Genomic DNA, 12765 nt, shown 5'->3' on the forward strand with positions numbered 1-12765 from the left:
CGAACGACATGAAGATCGACTGGGCAGCTCTCGGCTCCGTCTTCGGAGTCAGCCTCGTGGCGACCGTCGCCCTCGTGGGCCTGTTCACCCTCGGCATCGTCGGCCTCTCCAAGCAGGAGCAGGCCGCTTCCCAGGGAGGCTCCGCCGCCCTGGCGCGCACCGGCGCGTACGCCTGCTTCGCGCTGTGCGCGGCGGCCGTCGCGTACGGCATCTATCTGATCGTCGTCTGACGACGGTCCCGCTTCGCCGGACGGGCGGTCGCACCTCTGGGTGCGACCGCCCGTCCGGCGTTCCTGTGGTGCTTCGCACACTGTCCCGCCGCAGGTCAAACGTGAGTTGACGGTTGTTCGCACAGCGTGGTGGACTTCCGGGGCCATTACGGCGGCAACAGAGGAAGTCCGGTGCGAATCCGGCGCGGTCCCGCCACTGTGACCGGGGAGTCGATCCCCGGGAGCCAGGAACTCTCACCGCCGGTCACGTCGAGCCAGGGCGCGGACCCTGAGTGAGGACACAGCGCCATGCCCGGCCGCAGTGCAGCCACAGGTGTATTCGCGTACGGCGCCGCCGCCGGTCTGGCCGCGGACCTGATCATCGGCGACCCCCGCCGCGGCCATCCGGTCGCCGCGTTCGGGCGGGCCGCCGGCTCCGTCGAGAAACTTCTCCGGCGCGACCACCGCGGGTGGGGCGCGCTGCACACCGCCGTCTGCGCCGGCGGCGCCACGGCGATCGCTGCGCTGGCCGCGCGTGCCGTACGCGACCGCCCCGGAGCCGCCGCCGCCCTGACCGCCGCCTCCGTCTGGGCCGTCGTCGGCGGCACGACCCTGGGCCGGGAGGCCCGCGCCATCGGCGGGGCCCTGGCGGCCGGGGACCTGGAGGTGGCCCGCGAGCGGATGCCGCATCTGGTGGGGCGCGATCCGCAGTCCCTGGACGGTCCTGCGATGGCCCGGGCGGTGGTGGAGTCCGTCGCCGAGAACACCTCCGACGCCGTCGTGGGCGCCCTGGTCTGGGGCGCCGTCGCGGGCGTTCCCGGCCTGGTCGGCTTCCGCGCCGTGAACACCCTGGATGCGATGGTCGGCCACAAGTCCCCGACGTACCGGCGCTTCGGCTGGGCCTCGGCCCGGCTCGACGACGTGGCCGGCTGGCCGGGCGCCCGGCTGACGGCCGCGCTCGCGACGGTGGCGGGCGGCGACCCCAGGGGGGCGGCGAAGGCCTGGCGGCAGGACGCGGCCGGGCATCCGAGCCCCAACGCCGGTCCGGTGGAGGCGTCCTTCGCGGGGGCGCTCGGCGTACGGCTCGGCGGGACGCTCTCGTACGGCGGACGGGTCGAGCACCGGCCGGTGCTGAACGGGCAGGGCCGGGCCGTGGAGGTCGGGGACATCGAGCGGGCGGTGCGGCTCTCGCGCCGGGTGACCGCGCTGACGCTGGCGGTGTGTGTGGGTGGACGGATCGTGGCGGGCGCGATGAAGCGGAGGAAGGCATGAGAGGCGGGGGGCTGCTGGTCGCGGGGACCACGTCCGACGCGGGCAAGAGCGTCGTCACGGCCGGCATCTGCCGCTGGCTGGTCCGGCAGGGCGTGAAGGTCGCCCCGTTCAAGGGCCAGAACATGTCATTGAACTCCTTCGTGACGAGGGAGGGCGCGGAGATCGGCCGCGCGCAGGCCATGCAGGCACAGGCGGCGCGCGTGGAGCCGTCCGCGCTGATGAACCCCGTGCTGCTGAAGCCGGGCAGCGACCGCTCCAGCCAGGTCGTCCTGATGGGCAAGCCCGTGGGAGAGCTGAGCGCCAGGGGGTTCTTCGGGGGGTCTGGGGGGTCGTCCCCCGGGAAAGCGCTGCACGGCGGCCGGCAGAAGGAGCTCTTCGAGCCCGTCCTGGCGTGCCTGGAGGAGCTGCGGGGCACGTATGACGCCGTGATCTGCGAGGGGGCGGGCAGTCCGGCCGAGATCAACCTGCGGCGTACGGACATCGTGAACATGGGCGTCGCACGGGCGGCGCGGCTGCCGGTGCTGGTGGTCGGCGACATCGACAGGGGCGGAGTGTTCGCCCAGTTCTTCGGCACGACGGCGCTGCTCGCGCCGGAGGACCAGGAGCTGATCGCGGGCTATCTCGTGAACAAGTTCCGGGGTGACGTGACCCTGCTCGAGCCGGGCCTCGACATGCTGCTCGGGCTGACCGGGCGCCGCACCTTCGGTGTGCTGCCGTACGCGCACGGGCTCGGCATCGACGAGGAGGACGGCCTGCGGGTCTCGCTGCGGGGCACGGTCCGCGAATCGGTCGTCGCGCCGCCGGTCGGCGAGGACGTGCTGCGGGTCGCGGTCTGCGCCGTGCCGCTGATGTCCAACTTCACCGACGTGGACGCGCTGGCGGCCGAACCGGGCGTGGTCGTGCGGTTCGTGGACCGCGCCGAGGAGCTCGTCGACGCGGACCTGGTGGTCGTGCCGGGCACGCGCGGGACGGTCAAGGCGCTGGCCTGGCTGCGCGAGCGCGGCCTGGCGGACGCGATCGCCCGGCGGGCGGCGGAGGGCCGGCCGGTGCTCGGCATCTGCGGCGGCTTCCAGGCACTCGGCGAGCGGATCGAGGACGACGTCGAGTCGAAGGCCGGCACCGTCGACGGGCTCGGACTGCTGCCCGTACACGTCCGGTTCGCGCCCGGGAAGACCCTGGCGCGGCCGGTCGGCGCGGCGCTCGGCGAGCCCGTCGAGGGGTACGAGATCCACCACGGCGTCGCGGACGTGCGGGGCGGCGAACCGTTCCTGGACGGATGCCGGGTCGGCGCGGTGTGGGGCACGCACTGGCACGGCTCCCTGGAGAGCGACGGCTTCCGCCGGGCGTTCCTGCGGGAGGTGGCGGCGGCGTCCGGCCGGCGCTTCGTCCCGGCCCCCGACACGTCGTTCGGCGCGCTCCGCGAGGAGCAGCTGGACCGTCTCGGCGACCTGATCGAGGAACACGCGGACACGGACGCACTGCTGCGCCTGATCGAGAACGGCCCGCCGAACGGGCTGCCGTTCATCCCGCCGGGTGCACCGTGAGGCCGGACCCGCACATGAGCGAACGTCAGCGACTCGACCTTGAAGGAGTGACCACCCGATGAGCACCCGGTATCCGTTCACCGCCGTCGTCGGCATGGACGACCTGCGGCTTGCGCTGCTCCTGAACGCGGTGAGCCCGGCGGTGGGTGGTGTCCTCGTACGCGGCGAGAAGGGGACCGCCAAGTCGACCGCCGTGCGGGCGCTCGCGGACCTGCTGCCGTCGGTGGCGGTGGTCGCCGGGTGCCGGTTCAGCTGCGACCCGGGCGCGCCCGACCCGCAGTGCCCGGACGGGCCGCACACCGAGACGCCCGGCGCCGCCCGCCCCGCGCGGATGGTCGAGCTGCCCGTCGGTGCGTCCGAGGACCGGCTCGTCGGTGCGCTGGACATCGAGCGGGCGCTCGCCGAGGGCGTGAAGGCCTTCGAGCCCGGGCTCCTCGCGGACGCGCACCGGGGGATCCTCTACGTCGACGAGGTCAACCTCCTCCACGACCACCTGATCGACCTGCTCCTCGACGCCGCCGCCATGGGCTCCTCGTACGTCGAGCGCGAAGGCGTCTCCGTACGGCACGCGGCCCGCTTCCTGCTCGTCGGCACGATGAACCCCGAAGAGGGCGAACTGCGGCCGCAGTTGCTGGACCGCTTCGGTCTCACCGTCGAGGTCGCCGCCTCCCGCGAGCCCGAGCAGCGGGTCGAGGTCGTGCGCCGCCGGCTCGCGTTCGACGACGACCCGGCCGCCTTCGCCGCCCGCTGGGCCGACGAGGAGACCGCGCTGCGGGACCGCGTCGTCGCCGCGCGCGAGCTGCTGCCGAGCGTCGCGCTCGGCGACGCGGCCCTGCTCCAGATCGCCGCGACCTGCGCCGCGTTCGAGGTCGACGGAATGCGCGCGGACATCGTGATGGCCCGGACGGCGACGGCGCTCGCCGCATGGGCGGGACGCACGGAGGTGACCTCCGAGGACGTACGGCAGGCCGCGCTGCTCGCCCTCCCCCACCGCAGGCGGCGGAACCCCTTCGACGCGCCGGGGCTCGACGAGGACAAGCTCGACGAGACGCTGGAGCAGTTCAAGGGCGAGGACGGGGACGACGATCCCGACCCCGGTCCCGACGGCGGACCCGGGGGTCCGGGTGGCGGTGTACCGCCCCAGAGCGAAGGTCCCGACAACAGCACGCCCGAGGACACGGGTTCGGACGAGGCTCCCGCGCCCGCTCCGGGCGGAGCCGGCGGCGCCGGTGAGCGCGCCGCCGTCAAGGCCGCCGAACCCTTCCGTACGAAGATGCTCAGCGTGCCCGGACTCGGCGAGGGGGCGGCCGGGCGCCGCTCACGGGCCCGTACCGAGCACGGCAGGACCACCGGTTCCGTACGGCCCCGGGGCGCGCTGACCAAGCTCCACCTGGCCGCGACCGTGCACGCCGCCGCCCCGCACCAGAAGGCCCGCGGACGGACCGGCCCCGGCCTCGTGGTCCGCCGGGACGATCTGCGGCAGGCGACCCGCGAGGGCCGCGAGGGCAACCTCGTGCTCTTCGCCGTGGACGCCTCCGGCTCGATGGCGGCGCGGCAGCGGATGAGCGCCGTCAAGGGCGCCGTGCTCTCGCTGCTGCTCGACGCCTACCAGCGGCGCGACAAGGTCGGCCTGGTCACCTTCCGGGGGCGGGACGCCGAAGTGGCACTGCCGCCGACCTCGTCCGTGGACGCGGCCGCCGCGCGGCTGGAACAGCTCCCGACGGGCGGCCGCACGCCCCTGTCGGCGGGGCTCCTCAAGGCCCATGACGTACTGCGCGTCGAGCGGCTCCGCGACCCGTCGCGCCGCCCGCTGCTCGTCGTCGTGACCGACGGCCGGGCGACCGGCGGCGGCGCGGACCCGGTGGCGCTCGCCGCCCGCGCGGCGCGGCTGCACGCCTCCGAGGGCACCGCGGCCGTCGTCGTGGACTGCGAGACCGGGCCCGTACGGCTCGGGCTCGCCGGAGAGCTCGCCCGCGAACTGGGCGGCACCGCCGTGACCTTGGACGAGCTGCGCGCCGACTCGATCGCCGGGCTCGTCAGAGACGTACAGGCAGGACAGACAACCAGGAGGGCCGCGTAATGCCGCAGGGACAGCCGACCGTCGTTCCCGACGACGGTCTCACCACCCGTCAGCGCCGCAACCGTGCGCTGGTGATGGTGCACACGGGCGTCGGCAAGGGCAAGTCGACCGCAGCCTTCGGCATGGCGCTGCGCGCCTGGAACCAGGGCTGGCCGATCGGGGTGTTCCAGTTCGTCAAGTCCGCCAAGTGGAAGGTCGGCGAGGAGAACGCCCTCAAGGCGCTCGGTGAGACCGGCAAGGGCGGCACCGTCACCTGGAACAAGATGGGCGAGGGCTGGTCCTGGATCCAGCGCGAGGTCGCCGAGGGCGAGCAGTCCCACGAGGACAAGGCGCGCGAGGGCTGGGAGCAGGTCAAGCGCGACCTCGCCGAGGAGAAGTACAAGTTCTACGTCCTCGACGAGTTCGCCTACCTGCTGCACTGGGGCTGGATCGACACCAAGGAGGTCGTCGAGGTCCTGCGCGACCGGCCCGGGCACCAGCACGTCGTCATCACCGGCCGCAACGCGCCGCAGGAGCTGGTCGACTTCGCCGATCTCGTCACCGACATGTCCAAGGTCAAGCACCCGATGGACGCCGGTCAGAAGGGCCAGCGGGGCATCGAGTGGTAGCACGTCTCGTCATCGCCGCGCCGTCCTCCGGCGCGGGCAAGACCACGGTCGCGACCGGCCTGATGGCCGCGTTCGCCGGCCGTGGTCTCGCGGTCTCCCCGCACAAGGTCGGCCCGGACTACATCGACCCCGGCTACCACGCCCTTGCCACCGGCCGGCCGGGCCGCAACCTCGACGCGTACATGTGCGGTACGGGGCTGATCGCGCCGCTCTTCGAGCACGGGGCGCGCGGCTGCGACCTGGCGGTCGTCGAGGGCGTCATGGGTCTGTACGACGGGGCGGCCGACCAGGGCGAGCTGGCGTCCACGGCGCAGGTGGCCAAGCTGCTCAAGGCGCCGGTGGTGCTGGTCGTGGACGCCTCGTCGCAGTCGCGGTCGGTGGCGGCGCTGGTGCACGGGTTCGCGTCGTGGGATCCGGAGGTGCGGATCGGGGGCGTGATCCTCAACAAGGTCGCGACCGATCGGCACGAGCACCTGCTGAGGGAGGCTCTCGGGGAGTCCGGGGTGCCGGTGCTGGGTGTGCTGCGGCGGGCTCCGGCCGTCGCGACACCGTCGCGGCACCTGGGTCTCGTGCCGGTTGCCGAGCGGCAGGCGGCGGCGGTGGAGGCGGTTGCCGCGCAGGCGGAGCAGGTTCGCCAGGGGTGCGACCTGGAGGCGCTGCTCGCGCTGGCGCGGTCGGCGCCGCCGTTGCCTGGAGAGGTGTGGGACCCCGTGGAGGCCGTCCGGGTGCGGGCCGGTGGTGGGGTTGTGCCCGCCCTCCCCCGGACTTCGTCCGGGGGTGCCCCCACCGTCCTGCGGAACGCCTGCCCACAACCACGTATCGCCGTCGCCGGCGGGGCGGCCTTCACGTTCTCGTACGCCGAGCACACGGAGTTGCTCCAGGCCGCCGGCGCCGAGGTCGTCACGTTCGATCCGCTCCGGGACGAGGCCCTCCCCGAGGGCACGAGCGGGCTCGTCATAGGCGGCGGGTTCCCGGAGATGTACGGCGAGCAGCTGTCCGCCAACGAGCCCCTCCGCAAGGCCGTGGCCGAGCTGGCGGCAGCCGGCGCGCCGATCGCCGCCGAGTGCGCCGGGCTGCTGTATCTCGCGCGGTCGCTCGACGGGAGGCCGATGTGCGGGGTGCTCGACGCGGACGCGCGGATGTCGGAGCGGCTGACGCTCGGGTACCGGGACGCCGTGGCGGTGAGCGACAGTTCGCTCGCGGCGGCCGGGGCGCGGATGCGGGGTCACGAGTTCCACCGCACCGTGATCGAGCCGGGCGCCGGGGCGAACGCGGCCTGGGGGCTGCGGCAGCCGGTGGGGGTCTCCCCTGCTCGAGGGGCTCGGGGGAGCGTCGAGGGGTTCGTGCAGCAGGGAGTGCACGCGAGTTATGTGCACACCCACTGGGCGGGCGCCCCGGAGGCGGCCGTGCGCTTCGTGGAGCACTGTGCGAACGGCCCCGCCGCGTGAGATCAGCCGCCGGAGACGCCCACCACGAGCCAGATGAAGGCCACGCCCGCCACCGTGCACAACAGGGTGGAGCGGGCCCGGTGTTCGTGGTGGGCCTCGGGAAGGATCTCGGCGGCGGCGAGGTAGAGCAGCGCGCCGCCGAAGAATCCGAGATAGCTGCCGAGCAGTTCCTCCGGAAGGGTGAACAGCAGGGTGGACGCGGCACCGACGATGGGTGCGAGCGCGTCGAGGACGAGCATCGTGATCGCCTTGCGACGGGCGTTCCCGTACAGGCTGGTGATCGTGTACGTGTTGAACCCGTCGGCGAAGTCGTGGCTGATGACGGCGAGCGCGACGGCGGCGCCCATGCCTCCGCCGACCTGGAAGGCGGCGCCGAGCGCGATGCCGTCCATGAGGCTGTGGACCACCATCGCGGTGGCCGCGGTCAGTCCGACCTGGGGCACCCTCTCGTCGGCACCGACCCCGTGCGCGGCCTGACGGACCGCAAGGAGACGTTCCACGACGTGGGCGAGGAGGAAGCCGCCCACGAAGAGCAGCAGGGCCTGCGGCACACCGAAGACCTTCTCGCCCGAGGCCTCCATGGCCTCGGGCAGCAGGTCGAGGCCGACGACGCCCAGCATCAGGCCGCCGGCGAGGCCGAGGACGAGGTGACGCCGGTCGGTGACGCGCTGCGCGGTCCATCCGCCGAAGAGCGTCATGAGGAACGCGCCGAGCGCGACGAAAACGGCCATGCGCCCTTGCTATCGGATCGTGAGCGTCTCGCGCACATCACAAGGGCCGGCGTGGGGAGGCTGGTCGCGTGATCACGGTGATCGGGAGCAGTGCGGGAGCCGACGCGGGCTCCTGGGCGGGCGAGGCGGCCCTGGTGGTGGACGTGCGGGGCGACGAGTTGACGGACACGGAAATCGACCTGGTCGAGAAGCATGTGGCCGGGGGCGGGACACGGGTGGTCGTGCGAGTGCTGGGAGATCCCGGATTCTTCGGGGTCGTACGCACGTTGGAGGAGCGCTTCGGCGCCGCGGAGCTCGAGGTGCGGCCCGGGCCGACGGCGGTGGGGCTGGCGTTCGCGCGCCTCGGTCTGCCGTGGGACGACGCCTTCGTGGTGGACGGCGCGGAGGTGCGCGGCCATGCGCTGAACCGGGCCGTGAACGTGTGCCGGGCCCATCCCAAGGTGGCGGTGCTGCCCGGGCCCGGGGTGGGCCCGGCGGAGCTGGGCGCGGAGCTGGTGCACCGGGTGGCGTCGCGGACGCTGGTGGTGTTCTCGGCGCTGGGCGATCCGTTCCGTGAGCGGTTCGAGCGGGTGGAGCCGGCGGAGGCGATGTGCCGGAGCTGGGAGGGGGTGAGCCTGGTGCTGTGTCTCGACGAGTCGCGGGTGGAAGGGCCTCCTCCGGTGGTGACGGGGCCGCTGACGGGGCCGGGCCGCTGGGCGCTGCCGGATGAGGAGTTCGGGGCGGACGGCGTCGACGGCGGGTCCGTGCTGCCGTACGAGGCGCGGGCGCTGGCGCTCGCGCGGCTCGGGCCGCGGGCCGGGGATCTGATCTGGGACATCGGTACGGGCTGCGGCTCGGTCGCGGTCGAATGCGCCCGGCTCGGCGCGGCGGTGGTCGCGGTGGAGAAGACGGCGTCCGGTGTCGAACGGATCCGGGCGAACACGGCCGCGCACGGCGTGGAGGTGCGGGCGGTGCACGGCGCGGCGCCGACGGTGCTGTCCCATCTGGCGGATCCGGACGGGGTGTTCATCGGTGCCGCCGGCAGCGAGCTGAGGTCGATCGTGCTGACGGCGGCCCGGCGGGCTCGGCGGGCTGTGGTGGTGGCGGTGACGGCTCTGGAGCAGGTGGCCGCGGTCCGCTCGGCGCTGGCGTGCTGCGGTTTCGAGGCCGAGGGGGTGCTGCTGCAGTCCCAGCGGCTGCTCACACTGCCGGACGGCTCCTCGACGATGGCGCCGGCGGCGCCGGTGTTCCTGGTGTGGGGTACGCGGTGAGCGGGGCGACGGTGGGGGTCGGGGCCCGCTCGGGGGTGTCGGTGGACGAGATCCTCGATCTGGTCGCGGAGGCGCTGCGGGAGGCGGGTCTCGCGGGTTCGGACGTGACGGTGCTCGCCACGCTGGAGGCACGGGCTGCGGAGCCGGGGATCGTGGGCGCGGCCGGACGGCTCGGCGTGCCCCTGCGGGCGTACGGGGCGGAGGCGCTGGCCGCCGTGTCCGTACCGCATCCGTCCCGGGCTCCGCTGGCGGCGACGGGGACGGGGTCGGTGGCGGAGGCCGCGGCGTTGCTCGCGGCGGGTCCCGGGGCCGAACTCCTCGTGCCGAAGCGGAAATCGAGGCGCGTGACGTGCGCTATCGCCCGTTCTCTCCCGTTTCGCCCGAACGAAGATGCCTCCGCCGCACGGTTGTTGCCCCAGGGACAGGGGTACATCGCTGGTCAGACGGAGCCCCGTACACCCCCCACTCACCACCCGACGGCGGCCATGGATATCCACGCGCACACTGACGTCCACGATCTGCGTCACCACGGTGACGCAGAGGTACGGGACGAGAAGCTGATCGACCTCGCGGTCAACGTCCGCACGAACACGCCGCCGGAGTGGCTGCGCCGGCGGATCGCCGACTCCCTCACCGGCCTGGCGCACTATCCGGACGGGCGGGCGGCGCGGGCCGCCGTCGCCGAGCGCCACGATGTGCCGGCCGGGCGGGTGCTGCTCACGGCCGGGGCAGCGGAGGCGTTCGTCCTCCTCGCCCGGGCGCTGCCGGTGCGGCGGCCGGTCGTGGTGCATCCGCAGTTCACCGAGCCGGAGGCGGCGCTGCGGGACGCCGGGCACGAGGTGGGCCGGGTGCTGCTGCGGGAGGAGGAGGGCTTCCGGCTCGATCCCGCGGCCGTTCCGGACGACGCGGACCTGGTGGTGATCGGGAACCCGACGAACCCGACGTCGGTGCTGCACCCGGCGGAGACGATCGCTTCGCTGGCGCGCCCCGGCCGGACACTGGTGGTGGACGAGGCGTTCATGGACGCGGTGCCGGGCGAGCAGGAGTCGCTGGCCGGGCGGACGGACGTGCCGGGTCTGGTGGTGCTGCGGAGCCTCACGAAGACCTGGGGCCTCGCCGGCCTGCGGATCGGCTACGTACTCGCACAGCCGGAGACGATCGAGACCCTCGCCGCGGCGCAGCCGTTGTGGCCGGTGTCCACTCCGGCGCTGGTGGCCGCGGAGGCCTGCATGTCGCGGGCTGCGCTCGCGGAGGCGGAGTTCGCGGCGCACCGGATCGGGGTGGAGCGCGCGCATCTGCTGGCGGGGCTCGCGGAGTTCGACGAGGTCCGGGCGGTCGCCGCGGCGGAGGGCCCGTTCGTCCTGATCCGGGTCCATCGCGCGGACGAGGTGCGGGAGCGGCTGCGGGCCCTGGGCTTCGCGGCGCGGCGCGGCGACACCTTCCCGGGTCTGGACCGGAACTGGCTCCGGCTCGCGGTCCGGGACCGGGTCACGACGAACCGTTTCCTGCAGGCCCTGGACCAGGCTCTGCTGATCACGGGCTGAGCGCGCGGGGAGGGCGGTGTCGTCACCACCGCCCTCCGCACGCGTTCCCCCTGAGGCCCCCCTCGGGTCGGTCAGCCGCGGGCGCGGCTGCGTGCCAGGACGAAGGCGCCGGCGCCCAGGGCGAGCAGGACGACGGCGCCGCCCGCCAGGTACGGGGTCGTCGAGCTGCCACCGGTCGCGGCGAGGTTCTGACCGGCCGGGCCGGATCCGCCGTTCTGGGTCTTCACGCCAACGGCGTCGGTGGGCTCCGCCGAGGGCTCCTTGGAGGGCTGCTCGCTCGGCTGCTCCGTGGGCTTCTCGGTCGGCTTGTCGGTGGGCTCGTCGGTGGGCTTCGTGCCCTTCGGCGTCTCGCAGGTCGCCTCCGCGAGCGTCACCACGCCGTTGACCTCGGCCACCCCCAGCTTCAGCGGGTTGACCTCCACCTTCAGCTCCAGCGCCGTCGCGGCCGCGGTGCGCGAGGTGGTGGACGTACGGGACAGGTCGAGGGTCACGTCACCGACGCCCGGCACGGAGACCTTGGTCTGCCCGGCCGTCGACAGGGTGGTCTTCTTGCCGAAGACCGTCACGTGCCCGAGGACGTTGGCCTCGGCGACGGGCTTCTTGCCCGTCTCGCAGACGGCGTCGGCCGTGACCTTCTGGACCTCGATCAGGGAGAGCGCCCGGATGCCGGGGACATGGACCCGCGCCTTGACCAGGTTCACATGCCCCTCGGCCTTGTTCTTCTCCACCGTGGCCGTCGAGGTGGCGACGTCCGCCCGCAGGATGCTGATCGGCTTGCCGTTCTCGGCGCCCTCCACCTTCACGGTCAGCGCGGTCTTGTTCTCGCTCTCCGGCGCCTTGACCTCGTTGAGGGAGGTCCGCAGCGGCACGTCCACCGCCTTGTTGAGCAGGGAGACGTCGAGGCCGGCCCGCAGGACGACGGCGGTCGCGCGCCCTTCGCCGCCCGTGGCGTGCGCCGCGGGGGCCAGGAGGACCGCGGGCCCGACGGCCAGCGCGGCGACGGTCGCGGCGACCGCGGTACGGCGAACAGGCATGCGGAAGGTGTTGCTGTTCAAGATGGTGGAACCCCCACAAGAGACATGGCGTCGCCGGCCGCTCACCACGGGGACACGGGGTCGGCGCGGCGTCGGCGACTTGAGACACCGGAATCTTTACGCACTGAGAGTGAACCGACAGACACCTGACGTGAGTTCACTCCAAAGGGGGGTTTCCGCGCCCATATTCGATTCTTTCGGCACACGCGTTCCCGCGCGCCCCGCGCGTTGCACAGTGCGCGGGCGCGCGCAGCAAGTGCTTCAACGAGGTGCGCCGTCGCCGGGTAACGGATCGTCAACCCGACGCATCACCGGGGGCCTCGCTCAGGTGGCGCGCCAGTAGCCGAGTGAGTGCACCCGCTCCTTGGGGAGCGCGAGCTCTTTGCGTACGTACGTGGCGAGCGTGCGGGTGGTCGCCGTGTCACAGGCGATCCAGACGTACGGGTCGCTCCCGAGCAGCTCCGGCAGCTCGGCCCGCACGCGCTCGACGAGCGCCGCGCCGCCGCCCTGCCGCGGCACCCGGCGGACGTCGTGCCGGTCGGCGTCGAGGCGCAGCGGCAGTTCCTCGTCGGCGCCGTGGGAGGTCTCGAACCAGAGCGTGGCGGGAACGTCGGGCGACGAGTCGAGGAGGGAGTTGATGGCGGGCAGCGAGGCCGGGTCACCGATCACGAGCAGCCGCTCGGGGCGGGGCTCGGGGGCGGTGAACCCGGTGCCCTGCAGGGTCGCCTCGATGGTGTCGCCGGGGGCGCAGGCGCGGGCCCAGTCGCTGGCGGCGCCCTCATGGAGGGCGAACTCCAGACTGAAGGTTCCGGCCTCCGCGTCCGGGTCGACCAGGGTGTAGGCCCGCTGGTGCGGCTTGCCCGCGTTTTCGAACCAGAGCCGTACCCACATCGTCGGATGGACACCGGCCGCGGCGAGGAGTCCGCCGTCCGTCATGTGCACCCGGCGGTAGTGCTCGGTGACCTGCTCGGCCCCCGTCACCGTGAATGTGAAGTCCCGACCCCGGAACAGTTTGAGGACGACACCCTCCCAGCCATGCCCCACC

At 73.6% G+C, this 12765-nt stretch carries 11 protein-coding genes and 1 riboswitch; of the genes, 8 read left to right on the forward strand and 3 right to left on the reverse strand.

The features are described from left to right. Positions 1–8: 8 nt before the first annotated feature. The 6 genes from ACZ561_RS27950 to ACZ561_RS27975 all read left to right on the forward strand — a co-directional run bounded on the left by ACZ561_RS27950 (position 9) and on the right by ACZ561_RS27975 (position 7161). Positions 9–230, forward strand: a complete 222-nt coding sequence (locus ACZ561_RS27950; RefSeq protein ID WP_329122086.1) for a hypothetical protein — start codon at positions 9–11, stop codon at positions 228–230. Positions 231–343: 113 nt separating this feature from the next. Further along, a riboswitch (cobalamin riboswitch) is annotated at positions 344–483 on the forward strand. 35 nt (positions 484–518) lie between these two features. Beyond that, the gene (locus ACZ561_RS27955) at positions 519–1481 is read left to right on the forward strand and encodes a cobalamin biosynthesis protein (RefSeq protein ID WP_470999926.1); all 963 of its coding nucleotides are present in this window, start codon (positions 519–521) and stop codon (positions 1479–1481) included. Then, a complete protein-coding gene (locus ACZ561_RS27960) occupies positions 1478–3025 on the forward strand; it encodes a cobyric acid synthase (protein ID WP_470999928.1) in 1548 nt (515 codons plus the stop codon). Before ACZ561_RS27955 ends, ACZ561_RS27960 begins: the two co-directional genes overlap by 4 nt. A gap of 58 nt (positions 3026–3083) precedes the next feature. Next, a complete protein-coding gene (locus tag ACZ561_RS27965) occupies positions 3084–5105 on the forward strand; it encodes a putative cobaltochelatase (RefSeq protein ID WP_470999930.1) in 2022 nt (673 codons plus the stop codon). After that, positions 5105–5713 carry a cob(I)yrinic acid a,c-diamide adenosyltransferase gene (cobO, locus tag ACZ561_RS27970; RefSeq protein ID WP_158986079.1) on the forward strand — a complete coding sequence of 203 codons (609 nt, stop codon included), beginning with the start codon at positions 5105–5107 and terminating at the stop codon, positions 5711–5713. The genes ACZ561_RS27965 and cobO overlap by 1 nt, the downstream gene beginning before the upstream one ends. Further along, on the forward strand, positions 5707–7161 hold the full coding sequence (locus tag ACZ561_RS27975) for a cobyrinate a,c-diamide synthase (RefSeq protein WP_470999932.1): 1455 nt from the start codon (positions 5707–5709) through the stop codon (positions 7159–7161). The genes cobO and ACZ561_RS27975 overlap by 7 nt, the downstream gene beginning before the upstream one ends. A gap of 2 nt (positions 7162–7163) precedes the next feature. On the opposite strand, the gene ACZ561_RS27980 is transcribed toward ACZ561_RS27975, so the two are convergent. After that, the gene (locus ACZ561_RS27980; protein ID WP_470999934.1) at positions 7164–7892 is read right to left on the reverse strand and encodes a ZIP family metal transporter; all 729 of its coding nucleotides are present in this window, start codon (positions 7890–7892) and stop codon (positions 7164–7166) included. A 68-nt stretch (positions 7893–7960) separates the two neighbouring features. Between ACZ561_RS27980 and ACZ561_RS27985 the strand changes: the two genes are divergently transcribed. Continuing rightward, positions 7961–9142, forward strand: a complete 1182-nt coding sequence (locus tag ACZ561_RS27985) for a bifunctional cobalt-precorrin-7 (C(5))-methyltransferase/cobalt-precorrin-6B (C(15))-methyltransferase (protein ID WP_470999936.1) — start codon at positions 7961–7963, stop codon at positions 9140–9142. Then, positions 9139–10686 carry an Rv2231c family pyridoxal phosphate-dependent protein CobC gene (gene cobC, locus ACZ561_RS27990; protein ID WP_470999938.1) on the forward strand — a complete coding sequence of 516 codons (1548 nt, stop codon included), beginning with the start codon at positions 9139–9141 and terminating at the stop codon, positions 10684–10686. The genes ACZ561_RS27985 and cobC overlap by 4 nt, the downstream gene beginning before the upstream one ends. 71 nt (positions 10687–10757) lie before the next feature. Here cobC and ACZ561_RS27995 read toward each other — a convergent pair whose 3' ends face one another. After that, positions 10758–11741 carry an SCO1860 family LAETG-anchored protein gene (locus tag ACZ561_RS27995; protein ID WP_470999940.1) on the reverse strand — a complete coding sequence of 328 codons (984 nt, stop codon included), beginning with the start codon at positions 11739–11741 and terminating at the stop codon, positions 10758–10760. 303 nt (positions 11742–12044) lie between these two features. Then, on the reverse strand, positions 12045–12764 hold the full coding sequence (locus ACZ561_RS28000; protein WP_470999942.1) for a siderophore-interacting protein: 720 nt from the start codon (positions 12762–12764) through the stop codon (positions 12045–12047). Position 12765: the final 1 nt, after the last annotated feature.

The sequence above is a fragment of the Streptomyces sp. NPDC039609 genome, from assembly GCF_055596705.1.

What these genes read in the sequence shown, in the direction of transcription:
- ACZ561_RS27950 (WP_329122086.1), top strand. Translation starts at nt 9, where the DNA reads ATGAAGATCGACTGGGCAGCTCTCGGCTCCGTCTTCGGAGTCAGCCTC.
- ACZ561_RS27955 (WP_470999926.1), top strand. Translation starts at nt 519, where the DNA reads ATGCCCGGCCGCAGTGCAGCCACAGGTGTATTCGCGTACGGCGCCGCC.
- ACZ561_RS27960 (WP_470999928.1), top strand. Translation starts at nt 1,478, where the DNA reads ATGAGAGGCGGGGGGCTGCTGGTCGCGGGGACCACGTCCGACGCGGGC.
- ACZ561_RS27965 (WP_470999930.1), top strand. Translation starts at nt 3,084, where the DNA reads ATGAGCACCCGGTATCCGTTCACCGCCGTCGTCGGCATGGACGACCTG.
- cobO (WP_158986079.1), top strand. Translation starts at nt 5,105, where the DNA reads ATGCCGCAGGGACAGCCGACCGTCGTTCCCGACGACGGTCTCACCACC.
- ACZ561_RS27980 (WP_470999934.1), bottom strand. Translation starts at nt 7,892, where the DNA reads ATGGCCGTTTTCGTCGCGCTCGGCGCGTTCCTCATGACGCTCTTCGGC.